15 protein-coding genes are annotated in these 18,357 nt (G+C 64.6%); 10 read left to right on the forward strand and 5 right to left on the reverse strand.

Annotated elements, in window-relative coordinates:
- Positions 1-10: 10 nt before the first annotated feature.
- The 3 genes from ABQ039_RS02830 (at position 11) to ABQ039_RS02840 (ending at position 2,659) form a co-directional block, all read left to right on the forward strand.
- Complete coding sequence (locus ABQ039_RS02830; RefSeq protein WP_349778127.1) at positions 11-1,477, forward strand: XVIPCD domain-containing protein; 1,467 nt, start codon at positions 11-13, stop codon at positions 1,475-1,477.
- Between the two features lie 137 nt (positions 1,478-1,614).
- Entirely contained in the window at positions 1,615-2,022 is a 408-nt protein-coding gene (locus tag ABQ039_RS02835; RefSeq protein ID WP_349778128.1) for a hypothetical protein, read from the forward strand.
- A 217-nt stretch (positions 2,023-2,239) separates the two neighbouring features.
- Positions 2,240-2,659, forward strand: coding sequence for a hypothetical protein (locus ABQ039_RS02840; protein ID WP_349778129.1), 420 nt, complete (start codon positions 2,240-2,242; stop codon positions 2,657-2,659).
- Positions 2,660-2,702: 43 nt separating this feature from the next.
- Here the strand turns inward: ABQ039_RS02840 and ABQ039_RS02845 are convergent, their stop codons facing one another.
- Positions 2,703-3,503, reverse strand: coding sequence for a hypothetical protein (locus tag ABQ039_RS02845; RefSeq protein WP_349778130.1), 801 nt, complete (start codon positions 3,501-3,503; stop codon positions 2,703-2,705).
- Between the two features lie 63 nt (positions 3,504-3,566).
- On the reverse strand, positions 3,567-5,675 hold the full coding sequence (locus ABQ039_RS02850; protein ID WP_349778131.1) for an ankyrin repeat domain-containing protein: 2,109 nt from the start codon (positions 5,673-5,675) through the stop codon (positions 3,567-3,569).
- A gap of 329 nt (positions 5,676-6,004) precedes the next feature.
- Between ABQ039_RS02850 and ABQ039_RS02855 the strand changes: the two genes are divergently transcribed.
- The gene (locus ABQ039_RS02855; RefSeq protein WP_349778132.1) at positions 6,005-6,925 is read left to right on the forward strand and encodes a hypothetical protein; all 921 of its coding nucleotides are present in this window, start codon (positions 6,005-6,007) and stop codon (positions 6,923-6,925) included.
- Between the two features lie 175 nt (positions 6,926-7,100).
- On the opposite strand, the gene ABQ039_RS02860 is transcribed toward ABQ039_RS02855, so the two are convergent.
- From ABQ039_RS02860 to ABQ039_RS02870, 3 genes are all read right to left on the reverse strand, one after another.
- Positions 7,101-8,597 carry a hypothetical protein gene (locus ABQ039_RS02860; RefSeq protein WP_349778133.1) on the reverse strand — a complete coding sequence of 499 codons (1,497 nt, stop codon included), beginning with the start codon at positions 8,595-8,597 and terminating at the stop codon, positions 7,101-7,103.
- Between the two features lie 166 nt (positions 8,598-8,763).
- Positions 8,764-9,168, reverse strand: coding sequence for a transposase (locus tag ABQ039_RS02865; protein WP_349778134.1), 405 nt, complete (start codon positions 9,166-9,168; stop codon positions 8,764-8,766).
- Positions 9,169-9,536: 368 nt separating this feature from the next.
- Positions 9,537-10,469, reverse strand: coding sequence for an AraC family transcriptional regulator (locus tag ABQ039_RS02870; RefSeq protein WP_349778135.1), 933 nt, complete (start codon positions 10,467-10,469; stop codon positions 9,537-9,539).
- A 90-nt stretch (positions 10,470-10,559) separates the two neighbouring features.
- Here ABQ039_RS02870 and ABQ039_RS02875 point away from each other — a divergent pair, with 90 nt between their 5' ends.
- The 6 genes from ABQ039_RS02875 to ABQ039_RS02900 all read left to right on the forward strand — a co-directional run bounded on the left by ABQ039_RS02875 (position 10,560) and on the right by ABQ039_RS02900 (position 18,347).
- Entirely contained in the window at positions 10,560-11,393 is an 834-nt protein-coding gene (locus tag ABQ039_RS02875) for an oxidoreductase (protein WP_104569134.1), read from the forward strand.
- Between the two features lie 136 nt (positions 11,394-11,529).
- Positions 11,530-11,760 carry a hypothetical protein gene (locus ABQ039_RS02880; protein WP_126965214.1) on the forward strand — a complete coding sequence of 77 codons (231 nt, stop codon included), beginning with the start codon at positions 11,530-11,532 and terminating at the stop codon, positions 11,758-11,760.
- Positions 11,761-12,082: 322 nt separating this feature from the next.
- Entirely contained in the window at positions 12,083-12,655 is a 573-nt protein-coding gene (locus ABQ039_RS02885) for an RNA polymerase sigma factor (RefSeq protein WP_226426886.1), read from the forward strand.
- 93 nt (positions 12,656-12,748) lie between these two features.
- Positions 12,749-13,072, forward strand: a complete 324-nt coding sequence (locus ABQ039_RS02890) for a DUF4880 domain-containing protein (protein WP_184610097.1) — start codon at positions 12,749-12,751, stop codon at positions 13,070-13,072.
- 682 nt (positions 13,073-13,754) lie between these two features.
- The gene (locus ABQ039_RS02895) at positions 13,755-16,202 is read left to right on the forward strand and encodes a TonB-dependent receptor (RefSeq protein WP_349778136.1); all 2,448 of its coding nucleotides are present in this window, start codon (positions 13,755-13,757) and stop codon (positions 16,200-16,202) included.
- 69 nt (positions 16,203-16,271) lie between these two features.
- Positions 16,272-18,347 carry an Atxe2 family lasso peptide isopeptidase gene (locus tag ABQ039_RS02900; protein WP_311548035.1) on the forward strand — a complete coding sequence of 692 codons (2,076 nt, stop codon included), beginning with the start codon at positions 16,272-16,274 and terminating at the stop codon, positions 18,345-18,347.
- The last annotated feature ends 10 nt before the right edge of the window (positions 18,348-18,357 follow it).

Here is an 18,357-nt window from a genome sequence, read left to right on the forward strand (position 1 = left end):
AGGAGCGGACATGTTGAGCCAAGAAGCAAGTGCCGTGGTGGCGTCATTCGGTCAGCAACCAGGTGTCACACGTGAGCATCTGGACAACTTCAACCGGGTCCTGAACGATTCGCCCGAGTTGACCCGCCAGATCAACGAGGCGGTGCAGAAAAAAGTACTGAAAGGCTTCGCGCCGTTAAACGATCCGCATGCGGGAGGCACCTATGATCCACGCGGTCAGGAAATTCACCTGCCGCTTGCAGCGCTGGTGAATGATGCCAGCGGCAAGCATGCAGCAGCAGGCGATTTGACTTTCGTCTTGGGACATGAAATTCAGCATAGCCTTTACAGTCCCACTGCTGCGCTTGCGCGGGAACAGTTCAAAACAGAGGCAATAAAAATTGCCCGTAGCACGCACGATTACACTGCTGCTGGCGAGAAGGTGCTGGCCAGTAACCGTGCGGACGAAGCAACGGCCGAAATAGCCGGATGGAACGCTATCGTGAGCGCGGTCAAGAGTCGTAACCCTAACCCTACGCTTGAAGATGTGTACCTGTTTGCGGATGGTCGGGCCAGAGATTTCGTCACGCGCAGCGGTTATCCAAGCGTCTATACGCCCAAGGCAAACCTGGCGTTCAATAGCGACCTGACGTTGTCGCCCACGGCGGGTAATGTCGAGGCAATGGGAGTGAATTACTTCGACAAGTCGGTCAAGGACACCCGTATCGGTCATGCGGGCCAGTCCGACTACGTCAACCATTACGGTCCGTGGGTGGTCGGCACAGCCGCCATCTACGAGCGACACTACAACAAGCCAAAGCCCGGCGAGCCAGAGCAGCCAATGATCCTGGACATGCAGCGCCTGGGATTCAATGAAGAAATTTTGGAGCACAACGGCATTGACCTGGGTAGCGACACCCGTCCCATGCCATACCTGGACAGTAGTACGCAGCCGCCAACCCCTGGGCTCTTCCAGCACAGCAAGGACACTCACCTGCACGTCTCGCCGATTTCTGCCCAGGCGCTGGAGCAGGAGCTGCGAGAGCGCGACCCACAATCGCCACGTCCCCCGTCGCAGACGCCTTCACAGCCAGGCCACCCAGACCACGCGCTGTATCAGCAGATCAAAAGTGGTGTGATGCAGCTCGACGCCCAGCACGGCAAAGAGTGGGACGGGGCAAGCCAGCGCATGACTGCCAGCCTGCTTGCGCTGGCCAAAGAGGAAGGGTTGTCGCGGGTGGATCATGTGGTGCTCAACAACCCAACGGCTCAGCTGGCTGGCGGCGAGAAGGTCTTTGTCGTCCAGGGCGCCCTCAACGACCCGGCACACCAGCGCGCACACATGCCGACGGTGGACGCCGTGCAGGCACCAGAGAACCAGTCGTTCGATCGCGTGCAGGCAATCAACCAGACTCAGGCCCAGGCGCGTGAACAGCAGCAGGCGCTGGAGCAGTCGCAGCAAGCTGTTACTCAGGCCGGACCGTCAATGGTGCGCTGAGAAATTCCATGCTGTCGGTACCGGCTGTCACTGGGTGCGACGAAGGCTGAGAGGTGCCTGTGCAAAATTCGCTGATCTACGTCGTGTTCTGGTTGCTCGTTACAACGGGTTGCACCTGGAGATTTGCTCAATTTGGGATGGATAAGCCCTCCGGCCCGTCACTCTGTGCAGAGGTTCTGGACTGGGAGAGCGCAAGCGCGTCTCAGGCGCTGCGAATGACGCCGCAGATCGTGGAGGACGAGAACGGCCGGTCTTATCATTTTGATCTCGGTGGACGAAAGGGGCTGCGCTATCTGGCTGCGAGTTGTGGAATCGGTGTTTATGCTGAATGCAGCTTTGACGCAATTTATTCGAATGGGCATGTCCTTCGATTTTCTGAGCTGTCGACATTTAGCCTCTGGAAAAGTCGAGAGGAGTTCTATCTCGTCTATCATGTCGTCGCCCCTGAGGGGGAGTTGGAGAAGGGATTGCGAAGAGTCGTCAAGGTGGATGATCCGCCCTCAGAGATCTGCAATCAGATCGGTGACTACTCAAATTTGATGTAGTTGCCCGATCAGGATGTCAACGACTTGCTTAGTTGCCTGGGTCCGGAATTTATCAGGAGGGAAAGTCGCTACTCCTGCCAAGATGCGCGTGCATTGCGCTTCTGGTTAAACATCGCTCTACCTCAGGAAGGGGCCGCGCCGTATGTCATTCGCTATCTTCCGTTCTTACGTTTCGACATCGGTCGCAGTGGTCGTTGCCACCTTTGCAGGATGCGCCATGACCGAGCCACCGATCTCAAAAGAACAGTTCTCTGAGCATGTTGTGGCGCTGCTGGCCGGCAAGGACTCGGCGGTGGTCGAAGCCGGCAAGCTGACCGATTTCCCTTGGAAGACGCTGTGCTTCGAGCGCGATGACAGTCTGTTGCTGAAGTTCGATCGCGACGGAGAGACATCCGTGCTGCCGTTGCCCTATGAAGAGTTCTTCGTGGATGAGGCACATGTGAGCAATTCCCTTGAGGACAGCTGTGTCACGCCATCCGATCGCATCCTGATCAAGAAGAAGTCTCCGGGCTATCAAGGGCCTGTCGAGTTTCAGCGGGTGGCGCGCGCAGTTGGGTTGAGCCGCGGTCGAATCTGGGGGTCTGTGCAAGCCAGGTATGCGGTTGCGCAGGAGTATGTGGGCATCGGGACAAGCTGAGCCGCGCACCACGTGTGGCTGGTCGAATTTGATAGTGAATGCTCTAGTTCTTTTGCCTGGCCAGCGCTTTCCTGCATAACGCAAGATTGGTTCGCGCTGCGCGTACGATCGCCAGATAGCGATCCGCAAGGACCGGTGGCCAGTTCTCCATCACTGCGTCGTCGTCTGCCGCCGCGTCTTCGGCGTAGGCATTCAAGGTTTCCAGACACTGCGCATAAAGCGCGTTCTTGTACTGGGTGATCGCCAGATCATTGCGGATCTCTCCCTCTTCTTCCCATTCCAGTGTAGGCCCGCATTGCGCCAGGACCGGGGACAGGGTGGTCAATGCCATCTTGTAGTCCTTGCGGTCGTAGTGCTGCTGAAATGCCGCGCGCGTGCGCGCAAGGGCGTTGCGGCTGCAACCATCCTTGGCCCGCAGGTAGGGTGCTTCGAAACTGCTGTTGTAGCCGCACAAGGACTTGCACTCGACCGGCGTGGTGGTGGTCACGTCGATACCTTCGGCGGTGTCTGCGAACTGCACTTGACACTCAGTGGGGCCGGTCTCGCTTGTGGCAATGCCTTGTCTTCCGTCAATCACACCTTCCAGGAAGCACATGGCTTGGCCAGTGGTGCTTTCCAAAGAGAATCGTAGCGATTGCTTGTGCCTGGTCAGTAGTAGATGCCCCCATCCCTTTTCGGTGATGTATTCGCCGGGCACCAGGGCGACGCTTGCTGCGGGGTCGTCCAAGGTTGGTGCGAATTCGGGCGAGCCGGCAGGCGGCTGCGCGAGGCATAGCGTGGTGGCAAGTGCCATAGATGTCAGGCAGGCCAGCGTCAGAACGGGGATTTTGTGTTTCCTGTCCATGCGTCTGCTGTGGTGTCCCGGAGATGATGGAGCGATGGACATCGACATCACCCTTGATGCGCATCACCGCAATGCCGCCCGCACCGTCTGCAACGAGGCGGCAAACAGGTCGACGGCGCGCTTGCCATCGTTGTCCTTGATGGTTTTGTCGGCACCCCGGGCCAGGACGAGGGCGTAGTTGGGCGCGCTCTCATCGTTGCTTTCCTGTTCGGCGGCGTAGTGCAGCAGGGTGCGGCCCCTGGCGTCGCGCGCGTTGATGTCGATCCCCAGGCTCAGCAGAAAATCGAGAAAGGCCACTTCCTTCGGGAACGTGTGGCGCGGGAGCCAGTGACGGGCGGTGAGGTTATGCAGCAGGGTTTGCTGGCCCGGTTGCAGGGCCAGCGAGTCCAGCCCCTTGCTCATGATCAGGCGCACCAGGTCCGGCTGGAAGCAATAGGCCAGCGACGAACGGCCATCGGCGTCGGTGCGGGTGGCGTCCGCGCCCAGGTCCAGCAGCGCGGTGATGGGGCTGTCGCCATCGAGCGTGTGGGAGAGCAGCGCCGACTGCAGCGGTGTGTAGTGCTGCGAGTCGTCGGCGTTCTGTGCGATGGCCTGCGCGTTGATGTCGGCGCCGCCGGCGACCAGCACGCGCACCTTTTCGCCGGTGCTGGCGGTGTGCAGCGGCGTGGTGCCGTGGATGTCGCGTGCGTTGGGATCGGCGCCGTGTGCCAGCAGCACGCGTGCGGTGGCCACGCCGCCCCAGCCGAGCATGGTGGTGCCGTTGTCCCAGCGTGCGTCCGGGTCGGCGCCGGCGTCCAGCAGCGCTTCCAGCATGTCCAGATAGTCCTGCAGGCTGAGGTGGTTGCGCAGCTTGCTGTCGACGTCTTTCACCGCCTCCTCGCTGGCCTGCTGCAGGGCGCGCTTGGCAGCGCGATAGCGCGCGCGGGTCTGTGCGTCCTTGGCTTGGGCGATCATGTCATCCAGTGAGTCGAGGCTGCCGATGCTGATGCTGTCGATCAGGTGCTGGCGGTAGTGCGCGCGCGTCATTGCGGCGATCGGCCCGCGGGTGACCACCAGGTCGTGCAGCGGCCAGTACCGCTGATTGGCCCAGCCGTTGACGCGTGCGCCGTGCGCGATGAGCCAGCGCACGGTGGCCAGCGTGCCGTGTTTGACCGCGGTATTGAGCGGCAGCAGCCGTGTATTGAGCGTTGCGCCGGCCTTGAGCAGGCGCTCGATCATCGCCGTGTTGTCGTGCCGGGTGGCGTAATGGATGGCGGTGGAAAACTCCTGGTCGGATGCGGTGTGTTCCATCAGCCAGTCGCTGTCCGGCGTGCAGTCGGGGACGGCGCCTGCCAGCAATGCGGCCTCGACGCCGACGAGTGAATTGGCGCGTGCGGCGTCCAGCAATGCGCGATCGGCAGCGCTGCGCTCCACGATCGGCAGCGGCGGCGTATCGGGGCCGGGTTGCGCCGGGTCGCGTTGCAGCCAGGCCAGCCACGCCTTTGAGCCCTGGTTGCCGGCATCCAGGTAGAAGGTGTCGTCTTTCTGGCCGTTGCCGAAGCGCATCCACGAGGCCCATTCGGTGCCGGCCATGCCTAGCGCCGACATCTGGGTGATGAAGCTGAAGAAGTCCGGCGCCAGCGCTAGGCCGTGCAGCATCTCCAGTTCGTTCGAGAAATAGCGTACCGGTTGCCTGGCCGGATCCGCATGCGTGGTGTCGATGGTCAGCCAGTCGCCGTTGATGAGGTTGTAGAAAGCGAACTGGTGTTCCCACAGTGCAGGACTGTTGGGTGCCTCGGACAGATCGCGCGTGGCCAGCTCCTGCTTCCAGTCCAGGAAGACGGGCAGGGCCATCGTATCGATGTGCGTCAGGCTCCACACCGTGTCGCGATTGCAGCTCATCGACGGCAGGTCTTGCTGTTCCATCGCGCGCAGATGCGAGGGCACGTACCAGCCGAAGCTCACCTCCGCCGACAGCTCGCGCAGGACGCGACGCAGTTGGGCGGGGATCGGCAGGCGGTGACGGCGTTCGAGCGATAGCAGCTGGCGTTCTGTCGCAGGCGGGGCGAGCCGTAGCGGCGTCACCTGCCAACGGCGCTTGCGGGCGATGGCTTCCATCCAGCGCCATTTCGCCTGCCACTGGCTCCAGCGCGTGTGCAGGGCGCTGTCCTGCGTGGCGCAGGCGCCGAGCATGCCCGCTGTGCCCAGGACGACGATGCCGGCTTCGAGAAATTGACGACGGGTGACCTTGCTCAGGTGCGGTTCCTCGCAGAAGGCGGAAGAGACAGCTGCTTGCGGGGCGAAGGATAACGCGCGAGGCGATCGGTGCCCGGCAGCAGGCAACGTGTGCGCGACACACCAGGGCGCGACGCCGGAATGCCTGCAGCGCAGACCTTGCGCTCTGTTGCCCGGGCTCGATAATCGGCACGACACCGTGCGGCGGCTGCGATACGTGTTGCCTGCAGCCAGATGTGGCTGAACTGCATCGGTGCGGGAGCAGCGTCAATCCACGGAGGATGCAGATGCAATCGACATCGCAGATGGAAGACAGGTTCACCCCGGCCACACGGCTGTATGTCCTGCTGGCGCGGGACGCGCGTACCGGGGTGATCTTCCGGCGTGGGCCCAGCAAGCAGGTACAGCTGATCCGCTGGGACTTGCGCACGGATACGTTCGAGCACGGGCAGTGGTTCAAGGGCCGCATCTACGAGCGGCGTTGCGATCTGTCGCCGTCGGGGCGGCTGTTGGTGTATTTCGCGGCCAAGCACAAGGGCGATTTCGGAACCTGGACAGCGCTGTCGCGCCCACCGTTCTTCACCGCGCTGGCGCTCTGGCCCAAGGGGGATGCGTGGGGTGGCGGTGGTGCGTTTGAGGACGAGCAGACGCTGCTGTTGAATCATCGCCCGCAGGCAGGCCGCGAGCCGTTTCCGCTTCCGACCGGCTTCGGTCTGAAGCACGGGATGACGGTGCGGCCGTTCGGGCAATGGTCCGGCGGTGGCGAAGACGAGCCGATCGACAGCATGCTGCGGCAGCGCGCTGGCTGGCGAACGCTCGACGGCGGTGAGGGCGAACGCGGCGGTTTGCGAAGCGGCGTGCTCTACGGCTTCACGCGCCCACGCGTGTGGGAGAAGGACGGCAGTGGCGGGCGTCGGCTGCAATCGCTGTTGCGTGCCGTGGGGCGCCAGAACGATGCCTGGTATGCGCTGGGTCATCGCGTGCTGGATCGCGACGGCGCCGTGCTGGTGGACCTGCCCGGCACCGACTGGGCCGACTGGGATGGCGGCGACCTGGTGTTCGCGCGGGGCGGCTGCCTGTATCGATTGTGCAAAAGCGATTTCCGGCGCTATTCCGAGCAGGGTGAGCAGGCGGCTCGGCTGCTGCATGACTTCAGCAAGGCGCGGTTTGCGCCGGTGGCACCCACAGCGGAGGCGCTACGCTATTGAGGGGCTGTGCGTGATGCCTGTGCGCTGCCGGCATTGCAAGCGGACAAGGCCTTGGAATGCGGCACCGCGTTGCCTGCGCGGCGCCGCGGCTTGCGGCAGCAAGATGTCGACCTGCAAGGCCTCCGTACACACGCCTGAGTCGCGCCAGCCGCTTATCGGCGGCGTGGTGCGGCAATCAGGCGCCATCGTTTGCGCGCAGGTGATCGAGCAGCAGCGGGTGCAGCAGCGCTGGCATGGGAGCAGTACCTGCCCCGTGCTCCCACTGCTGCAGGAATGGCGCCAGCCATTGGCGATGCCAGACAGTTGGACGGGCGCGTGCGGCCAGCCGCTGGCGCAACTGTTCGACATGTGCGTTGGCACGTGTCTGTTCGCCGCACTCCAGGTGGAAGAACACGAATACCAGCAGCACGCTGTCCGGGCTGGCGAATATCACCTCGGGCGGCACCACGCCGTTGTCGTCGCCGTGTTCCAGCAGCTGCAGCCAGGTGTCGGCGGAGCGTTGGAACCAGGGGCCGGCCAGCTGATCGGTGATGTGGCTGAAGAAGTGCACATCCAGTGCGGGCAGTGCCGTCGCCAGACGGGCCAGGGCAGCGCTCAGCACGGCGTCGCTGTGGGCTGGATTCAGTGCCCAGCCGCCGTAGTCGCCCACGTCCGCGCTGTCCAGGACCTGCTTGCCCAGGAAGGTGGCCGCATCAGCCACGCAATGCAGGTCATGCAGCTGCGTGGTCGCCGCGCGCTGCTGCCAGGCCAGCAGGCGGGCATGCTGCAGCCCCGCCTGGACCATCAGCTCGCCCAGGGTCGGGTCATAGCTGGCCCACAGACACTGACGGCTGCCGTCGTGGTCGCGGATCCATTGCCAACGATGGCTCGCTTCAACCGTGACAGCAGACCAGCCAGCAGCGCGCAGCGATGTGCCCAGGTGTTGCTCCACCAGTTGCGGGAGCAGCTCGCGCAGACGCACCTGCTGACGTGTGGCCTTGTCACGCGCAGTGCGTAACGCCGCAGGCGTGCGCTTGGGCTGCAGGAAAAACCGCAGACCCATCTCGCGCTCGATCTCACTGGAGGTGCCGCTGTCGGCCAGCCGCGGCACGGCCAGGTCCTCGGGTGCGCCACGGCGAGGCTTGAGCGCGCGGAGTGCGGCCAGCGCACGGATGGCGCGCAAGGTGTCGGAAGCGAGCAGGCCGTCCAGGGTGGGGGCGATACCGTCGGCAGCGTCGAAGGTCTCGTCCAGCCAGCCGTTGACCAACAGGCCGTAGCAATCGGTGAACAACGCGCTGTCATCGGCCTGGTGGGCGAGGTCGAGAACGTCCCCGAACACTTCTGCCAGCGGTAGCGTGTGGCCGGTGTCTGGTTGGCGGTAGACCACGCGTGCCTGGTCTTGCCATTGCAGATAGACCTCGCCCTGTGCGTCCTCCAGCCAACCGGGCGCTTCGGCGGCCAGGGCCTGCGCGCGCAGGGTCGCATCGTCGATCTCCTCGACCGCCGTACGCACCAGCACGCCATTGCGCAGGAGCTCGGTGTGCACGCGGAACCAGGTCAGGCCGGTGTCGTAACGCGCCTGCAGCCCAAGCAGGCTACGCATGAGCGCTGCCTTGTGCGTGCGACTCAAGCTGCCGCGATCGACCAGCTGGACGCAGCGTTCGATGAACTCCTCGATAGCGTGTTGTGACATCCGTGCCTCCTGTACGTCAGTGGTCAACGTGCGGGCATCATCATGCCAGTGGTCCGGGCGACCGCGTGAGCGGGAAAGGCCGTGGGCGGGAGCCGTGCCGCCCGGCGCGGATCCGCTGCCTGTTCGTGCGCTGCTGCGCACGTTTCATCTCAAGCCAATAACGGGGTCAGGTTAACTTATCAGTCGGCGGTGTTCGGTCTGCGTGGGCGATGAGCGGACCTGACGCCCGCAAAGCGGTGGGTCTTGGCTTCGACCATTGCGCGGAAGGCGTCGTGGCCCAGGGCTCGCTGCTGCTGTAGGTGAAGGCGAATGCTGCGACGTAGTTTCGTCCAAGCCGCTGGATCAGTTGCCCGATCCGTCCCGCATCAGGTGGCGTCACTAGCAAGTGCACATGGTTGTCCATCAAGACGTAAGCGTGCAACTGGCAGCCTGTCGCGTGCAGGGCCTCATGCATCAGGTGCAAATAGCGCAATCGATCGCCATCATCCAGAAAGCAGGGCAACCGGTTGTTCCCGCGCTGCACGATGTGCTGCGGGATGCCGGGAAAGTCGATGCATGGAAGTCTGACCATGGCACAAGACTCGCAGCCCGGCGTTGGTGCTGATAGCGAGGAAACCCTCCCGAAAGCTGAGGCCGTAGCCTGAAATTTGGCTAGGAAATGAACCTGACCCCGTTAGCGCAGCGTTTCCAGGCATGGCGCGTACTGGGCAGTCTTGTCTTGGACGATTGCCACGTCGTTGCGCATATTTCCCTCCTCGTCCCATCCCGGCGCCTGTCCGCACTGCGTCAGGACGGGAGACAGTGTAGAGAACGCTGCTTGATAGTCCTTGCGGTCGTAGCGCTGCTGAAATACCGCGCGTGCGCAGGCCGGCAACGTGCGGTCTCCGCGCTCCTCCAAGCGGAAAAAGCCATGCGGTTTAATTGCCTCGGTTCCCTTAGCTAGTGCGAAGAGACGTACACCGCATCCGCAAATGCCTCGGGAATTGCAAACGTCTCCCGCATCCTCCGCGCCTCGGCCGCCGGCGTGGCACCAAACAACCGCCGGAACTCACGACTGAACTGCGATGGGCTGGTGTACCCCACCGCATGGCTCGCCGCTTCCGCCGTCAGCGATTGCCGCACCATCAACAACCGCGCCTGGTGCAGCCGCGTCGACTTCACGTACTGCATGGGCGAGACCTGCGTGATCGCCTTGAAGTGGCTCTGGAAGCTGGGCGCGCTCATGCCTGCTTCGCTCGCCAGTCGCGCCACGTCCAGGGGCTGCGGATATGAGGCGTGAATCAAACGTAGCGCCTGGCTGATGCGACCGAACTGGCCGCGCATGGCCAGTGCACTACGCATGGCGCTGCCCTGCGCGCCCGTCAATACGCGGAAATAGAGCTCGCGTAGCAGTCCCGGGCCGAGGACGGCGGCATCCAGTGGCTTCTGCATGGCCTCGAGGAAGCGCAGGACCGAATCGCGCATGGCGTCGTCCACGGGCGTGGACATCATGCTCTGCGGTGGCTGCAGAGTGTCGTCCTGGCCTTTGCGGTCGATCTGTTCCGCCACTTCCGCGGCGAGCGGGAAGTCGAGATGGAGGTAGAGGGCCAGCAGGGGGTGGGCCGGCGTGGCGTCCGTTTCCATCGTGAAAGGCACGGGCACCGAGACGGCGAGGTACTGGTCCGCGTCGTAAAGGTAGAGCTGGTCGCCGAAGTAGCCACGTTTGCGGCCCTGGCACACGATGACGATGCCGGGGTCGTAAAGCACGGGCGTGCGGGCAAGCGCCCGGTCGGAGCGGAGGATGCGGACGCTCGGCACCGCCGTGAGGTTATAGCCCTCGTCGGGTGCAAGTTCGCGCAGAAGTTTGAGCGTGCGAGCCTTCGGAGCATCCATAGGAATAGGCAAGAATAAAAGCCAATTGTGACTTATCGACCTGGCAATGGTGGCGGATTATGCATTCCAAGACCAACCAACGGAGCACCCATGGGCAACCCGAAGACCCTCCTCATCACCGGTGTCAGTAGCGGTTTGGGCCGTGCCCTGGCCCGGCAAGCCGTCGCCCAGGGCCACGTGGTCATCGGTACCGTTCGCAACGCGGCGGCGAAACGCGTCTTTGAAGACCTCGCTCCCGGGAAGGTTCATGGCCGCCTCCTCGACGTCACCGACTTCGCCGCCATCGACGGCGTCATCGCCGAAGTGGAGGAGAATGTCGGCCCGGTCGACGTCCTTGTAAACAACGCTGGCTACGGCCACGAAGGCATCATGGAGGAGTCGCCTCTCGAGGAGATGCGCCGCCAGTTCGATGTCAACGTATTCGGCGCCGTCGCCATGATGAAGGCCGTGTTGCCGTACATGCGCCAGCGCCGCCGCGGCCACATCCTCAACATCACCTCGATGGGCGGCCACATCACCATGCCCGGCATCGGATACTACTGCGGCAGCAAATTCGCGCTGGAAGGCATCTCCGAGACGCTGGGCAAGGAAGTTGGTCCGCTAGGCATCGCGGTGACAGCGGTGGCGCCGGGTTCGTTTCGCACCGATTGGGCGGGGCGTTCGATGCAGCGGGCGCCGCGATCCATCGCGGATTACGACGCCATCTTTGATCCCATCCGCCAGGCCCGCGAGGAAAAGAGTGGCAAGCAGCCAGGCGACCCGGTGAAGGCAGCACGCGCGATGCTGAAGGTGATTGCCGCGGAAAATCCGCCGGCGCATTTGCTTCTGGGGAGCGATGCGTTGACGCTGGTGCGAGCCAAGCTGGCTGCGTTCGCAGCGTCCATCGCCGATTGGGAAAAGGTGACCATTTCAACCGACGGCTGAAGATGCGTCTCTGGTGCAGCGCACTTGCTAGCGAGGAGGGGAGCGCGATGAGTCTTATCGCGAGCACCGATCGGCGCCCCTACAACACGGGGTAGCGGGGGTGGCACCGGGCAGGTAGTTCAGTTCATGAAGGGCAATGAACACCGATTCCGCGCTTCTGGCCCGTTTGCCAAAGGATGGAGTGACGGCTTTGGTGTTGATGAAACCAGACTTGGCGGACGATGCGTCGTACGAGTGCCGAACGACGTCGGTAGCAATCGGCCTTGTTGCTTACAAACCTCACGTCTGGATCGTGTCCGCCACGTCGGATCTCGCACCAGCCGGAAGAACGGATGACCCGTATCTGGAAAGGGCAAGCATCTGGTGATTTCTGACGGCGAATCGGTCATGCAGTATCGCCGGTGCAAGTAACAGGGTTGAGGTGTGCAGCACGTGTGTGTTGATGTGGACGGAGGCTGACTGACGCGCAAAACGTAGGGGGTTAGCATCGCTTGCCGTCATAGAGGAAGAGGTGGGGCTGCGGTTCGGGGTGCGGCGCCCACCACCCACTCTCCATCTTTCGGCTGCACTGCTCATGTTCAGATCCACTTGCATGACCCTCGCGCGCGCGTTGCGCTGGTGCGTCGTGTCGCAGGATGCGTGGGGAAGTTGGTGGGCAGCGGCACTTGGCCGAAGGCGCGGCGATCACGATGAGCTCGCGTGACGGGCCGCCCATGGCGCGCGGGCAGCCGTCGCTCGCCGAGAGGGACCGTCTCCGCGCCGAGTTCGACCAGGCATTGGCCGCACTGCATGCCGAGCTGTTGGTGTACCTGCGCCGCCGTACGCGCGATGCCGAGACCGCTGCAGACCTGGCGCAGGAGACCTTCTCGCGGATGATGGTGTACCGCGATGCGCCCAACATCGGCGACCGCCGGCTGCTGATGTACCGCATCGCGCACAACCTGGTGATCGAGCAGCGGCGCTCGCGTCAGCGGCGGCTGGCGGCGCAGCACGTGTCGCTGGACCAGGTTGCACCGATCAGCGCCGACGAGGCCGGCGTGGACGAGATTGCCGATGCGCGCCAGACACTCGATGTGCTGCTCAAGCGCACCTTGCTCGAGCTGCCGCCGAAGTGCCGGCTTGCGTTCAAGCTCAGCCGGTTCGACGGGCTCACCTATCCGCAGATCGCCGCGAAGATGGGGATCTCCACCAAGATGGTGGAGAAGCACATCAGCCGTGCGCTGCTCGCGTGCCGCGCGGCGGTGGGGGAGTTGCCGCAGTAACCGGGCTGCAAGGCGGCTGGCTGGCGTCGCCGGAAGATGCTGGTAGCATCGTGCGCGAGGCCGCAGCAGACGGCCCGTCGGGAGTCACCAGCCATGCGTGCAGAGTCCGGGCGCATCCACGCGCAGGCGGCCGCCTATCTCGTTCGACACGGCAGCGAGACTGCTGCCGAGCGCGCTGCGCGTGAGGCGTGGCTGGCTGCCGATCCGCGCCACCGTGAGGCCTATCAGCAATTGCTTGAGGTGGACGAACACGCGTCGGCAGTGCTGGATGACCCCGAGTTGCAGGCCGCCACTGCACGCGATCTGGAACTGCTGACGCCGGCCTCTGCCCGGCGTCGTCGCTGGCCCTGGCTGTTGCTGGCAGCGATGCTGGTTGCCGCGGTCGGCTACGCGGTGCATCACCTGCTGGTGCAGTAGCGCGCACTCAGCGCTCGGCACTCAGCAAACCGCACTGCGTGTTGCGGAAACCGTTGAATGTGCGCTCTGTTGCAGCGCTGCCTGCATATTGCACACGTTGCTGGTAGGGCATTGCGCTTGCGCAACATCACTTGTTGTCGGGGGACGCAATGGCGATGGTGCCGCGCCCAGGACGCGAAGGATGCACATGCAAGCACGACGGGCAGTATCGGGGAGCGGTGTCGGTTTTGATCATGCACGCAGCAGACTGGCCTTGGGGGTGGTCTCGCTGCTGTCGCTGCACAACCTTGCGGCGCAGGAACGCACTGCTGTGCAACGCGTGCAAACCCCAGCGGTGGAAGCGGATGCGCAGCTCGGTGATGCGCCTGTGCACGTAGCCACGGCCGGCATGCTCTGGTGATGGCGATGCAGGCGTAGTGGACGCGTAGCAGGTAGTGGGGAAAGGGCAATTGCATACACAGCGATGACGTGTCGGGCCCGGATGGGTGCCGAGCCATTTTGCGTGCGCAATGATTGCTCGAAAATCAAACAGTTAGTGATACTGGTCGCTGCCCGTCGCGCTGCGGTGCCCGCGTTTTCAGCAGTCGGGTGCAGGACCGATCTTGCTCAGCTGGCGATGCGCGCCGGGTCGACCCGGAGTGCGCCGTCGGCGGGCCAACCCAGGCAAGCCAAAGGACGCAGCATGAAGACACGCACGTTACGCAACGCCATTTCCATCGCCCTGCTAGCCGTGGCGAGCGGGGCGGCAGGTGCGGTGGGGGCACGGGCAGCGACAGCGCAGGGGGCGACGCAAGCTCCGGCAGCGGCGCAGAAAACGCCGGGAGCCGTGGCACCGAACGCAGGCGAGCCGCCCAGGCCCGGCTCGCCGGAGGCTGCGATTGCGGCGACCGCGCCGGCGCAAACCGCCGCGACCGAGTTGGAGTCCATCGAAGTCACCGGCACGCGCATCAAGGGCGGTGCAGTTCCGTCGCCGGTGATTTCGATCAGCGCGGCGCGTATCCAGGAAGAGGATTTCAGCGATCTGGGCGAGGTGATCCGCAGCGTGCCGCAGAACTTCTCCGGTGGGCAGAACCCGGGCGTGCTGAGCGGCAATCTGGCCGGGGCCGGCAATGCGAACCAGAACATGACCGGCGGCGCGAGCCTCAACCTGCGCGGGCTGGGCGCCGATGCCACGCTCACCCTGCTCAATGGGCGCCGGCTGGCCTATGGTGGATTCACCCAGGCGGTGGACCTCAGCGCGATCCCGGTGGAGGCAGTGGAGCGGCTGGAGATCGTGGCCGACGGTGCGTCGGCAATCTATGGGTCGGACGCGGTGGGTGGCGTCGGTAATGTGATCCTCAAGCGCGACTACGACGGGGTGAGCGTTGGCACGCGCTTCGGGCGGGCCACGCAAGGCGGGCTCACCTCGCGGCAATACAGCGTTACGGCCGGCACCGCCTGGCGCAGTGGTGGAGTGATCGCGACCTATCAGGACGCGTCCGCAGACCCCATCTACAGCCGTCAGCGTAGTTACACCACTCAACTCACCGACCCGTCCACGCTGTATCCGGGCAGCGACCTGCGCAGCGGGCTGCTGAGTGCCTACCAGGCGCTGGGCGACAACGCCGAATTGCGCCTGGATGCGTTACGCACTGAACGCGACCAACTGCACTTTTACGCTGTCAGTGGCCGCAACAGCCGGGTCACTCCGACCACCACCAGCCTGCTGCTGTCACCGAGCCTTGTGGTGTGGTTGCCCAACGACTGGACGCTGACATTGGGCGCCACCGACGGCAACAGCAAGCACGATCAATACCGCCAGGAGGCGGCGCTGGCTAGCGGTGCGGTGAGCGTGACCGACCTGTGTTATTGCAACGACAGCCGCAGTTACGAGCTGGGCGCCGAAGGGCCGCTGTTCGCGCTGCCGGCAGGCGATGCGCGCCTGGCCACCGGGGTGGGGTATCGCAGCAACACGTTCCGTAACGTCAACCACGTCAGTGGCGTGGAGACGATCGACGGCAGCGAAAGCGCGCGCTTTGCCTATGCGGAGCTGAACCTGCCAGTGGTGGGCCCGGCACAGGGCGTGCCCGGTGTGCAGCGACTGACGCTGACAGCGGCGGTGCGCGGGGAGGACTACGGCAGCTTCGGCGGGGTGACGACGCCCAAGTTCGGTGTGCTATATGCGCCTGGCAGCGATGTGACGCTCAAGGCCTCATGGGGCAAGTCGTTCAAGGCGCCCACGCTGTTCGAGCGCAACTACGCGCAGGAGGCGTGGCTGTTCCAGCCGGGCGCGTTCGGCGGGGTGGGCTTTCCCGCCGGGACGACGGTGCTGGTGGCCGATGGCGGCAACCAGGATCTGCAGCCGGAGCGCGCCATCACCCGCTCGGTCTCGCTGGCCTGGCACCCCGAGGCGTTGGATGGCCTGGAGGCGGAGCTGACCTGGTTCGGGGTGGACTACAGCAACCGCGTGTTGCAGCCGATCGCCAATGCCAGCCAGGCGTTGCGCAATCCGATCTACGCACCCTTCGTGGACCGCACGCCGACGCCGCAGGCGCAGGCCGATGTGATCGCGCTCGCCAGCCGGTTCTCCAACTTTGCCGGCGTCGCCTACGACCCAAGCCGGGTGGCGGCAATCATCTACACGCAGTACGCCAACGTGGCGCAGCAGGACATCGAGGGTCTGGACCTGAGCGGTAGCTACCAGGTGGCGTTGGCGCGCGGCACGCTGACCTTGCGCGGCTCGGCGAGCTGGCTGGACAGCACGCAGCAGACGTTGCCCGCGCAACCGACGTTCGATCTGTCCGGCACGCTATTCAACCCGCCCAAGCTGAGCAGCCGCGTGGGCGCGGTGTGGAAGCAGGGCGGGCTTACCGCCTCGCTGTTCGGCAACTACCGCGGCGGGGTGCGCAACCGCGCCGACGGGGTGGAGTCGGCATCGTTCACCACATTCGATATGGCGTTGCGCTACGCCACCGGCGCACGCCGCGATGCGTGGGCGGGGCTGGAGTTCGGTGCGTCGTTGGACAACGCCTTCGATCGCGATCCGCCGTTGTATCGGGTGACCTCGCCGCTGTACGTGGCGCCATACGACTCCACCAACTATTCGGCGATTGGTCGCTTCGTGAGCGTGTCGGTGTCCAAGCACTGGTGATGCGTGGGCTGCCTGCTGCAGCCGATGTATTGGCGATGGTCCTTGAGCGTTGCTGAGAGGAGTGTGTGTGTGAGGAATCACAAACCATGGCGCCTGCTGCTTGCAGGCGTGCTGATGGCGGCAGGTGCATGCGTGGGACACGCGCAAACGGTATCGTCCCAGCGATTGCTGGAGGTGGTGGATATCGGCAGCCCCACGCTGTCGCCGGATGGCCGCAGCGTGGCCTTTCGCACCGAGCAGGCAGCGGTGCAGCGCAATACCTACGACAGCGTCTGGTACGTGCAGGGCCTGCAGGACGCTGCGCCCAGACGCATTGCCGATGGCGGCGTGCCCTTGCGCGATTCGGCAGGCGGGTCCTTGCCTGCAAAGGTGCTGTGGTCGCCGGATGGGCGCTGGCTGTATTACCGCGCGTTGATCGATGACGTGATTGCGGTGTGGCGTGCGGCGGCGGACGGTTCCGGCGCGCAAGCGGTGACCCACGATGCGGCCGACGTGCAGGAGTTTTCGCTGGACGCGGATGGGCGGGTGCTGCGTTACCGCGTCGGCGCGACGCGCGCGCAGGTCATGGCGGCCGAACAGGACGAGTATGCGCAAGGCATCCGGATCGACGAGACGGTGCCGCTCGGGCAGGGCCTGTTCCGCTCGGGCAATGTGCAAGGACGCCTGGCGACGCAGCGCTTCGGCACGGTGTGGTTCGATCGCACCGGCTTGTCGGCGGATGTGCCGGAGCACTGGCTGGCGCTGGACCTGGCCACGGTAACCACGCGGCCACTCGCGGATGCGCCGGTGCCCGCGGAGGAATCGCCCGTCAGTACGCACGGTGTCGACGGTGACGTGTGGCAGTCCGTGCCTGCGCCCGGTGGTGCGGTGGCGGTGCTGTCGCGTGTGGGTGATGGCAAGGGCCAGCTATTCCGTCCGCAGGTGGCGCTGTCAGTCCTGCCCGGTGCACACGCCCGCAAGGCCGTGCGCTGCACCGCGGCGGCCTGCGTGGACAAGGCAATCAGTGCAGTGCAGTGGCGCCCGGGGAATGCGGAGGTGCTCTTCACCATCACCGATCCTGCATTGGGCCTGGCGCAATCCATCCAGCGCTGGAATCCGGCCACCGGGCAGGTGCGGTTGGTGGTGCAGGGGCGCGGTTTGATCAATGGCGGGCGTGACCCGGCGGCACGCTGCGGTGCCTCGGCCGTTGCGCTGGTGTGCGTGACAGCCGAAGCCGATCGCCCGCCGCGTCTGGAACGTATCGGCCTGGACGATGGCACGCGGCAGGTGCTGTTCGATCCAAACGCGGAGCTTGCAGCTGACATGGCGCATGCGACGCCTGCACGGCTGTTGCAGTGGAGCGACGCACGTGGGCGGCGCTACAGCGGGCAGTTCTTCGCGGCACACGGTACCGGCGCGGGCAAGCCGCCGTTGTTCGTCACCTACTACAGCTGCCCGGGCTTCGTGCGCGGTGGCGTGGGCGATGAGTGGCCGCTCGCCGCGTTGGCGCAGGTAGGCATCGCAGCGCTGTGCATCAATCAGCTGCCCGGCTACACCATGGATGCGGTGGAACGGCACGGCGAAGGGCTGGCGGCGGTGGAAAGCGCGGTGGCGTTGTTGTCGTCACAGGCCGGCATCGATCGCACGCGGGTGGGCATGGGCGGGCTGAGCTTCGGCGGTGCGGTGACCCTGTGGACGGCCACTGAGTCGAACCTGCTGGCCGCCGCTTCGGTAGCCAACCCGGTAGTGTCGCCGTCGTACTACCTGTTCGGCAGCATGAAGGGCGAGCCCTTCCTCAAGGGGCTGCGCGACATGTGGGGCCTGGGTGCACCGCAGCAGACACCCGAGCGATGGAAAGTGTTGTCGCCGGCGTTCAAGCTGGAGCGGATTCGCGCGCCGATCCTGTTCCAGCATTCCGAGCAGGAGTATCTGTACGCGCTGGATTACCTGATTCCCCTGCTGCGTGCGCAACGCGCCGAGTTGTACGTGTTTGCGAACGAGCCGCACCAGAAGTTCCAGCCGCAGCACAAGTTGGCCGTATATGCGCGCAACGTCGATTGGTTCCGCTTCTGGTTGCAGGACTACCAGGACGCTGCGCCGGAAAAGGCCGCGCAGTATGCGCGCTGGCGCGCAATCAAGGCGGCACTGCCGTCGCGTGGCGACTAGCGTGTGTGGC

The organism is Xanthomonas sp. WHRI 6108 (genome assembly GCF_040202385.2).
In the GTDB taxonomy this organism is placed as follows: Bacteria; Pseudomonadota; Gammaproteobacteria; order Xanthomonadales; family Xanthomonadaceae; genus Xanthomonas; species Xanthomonas arboricola.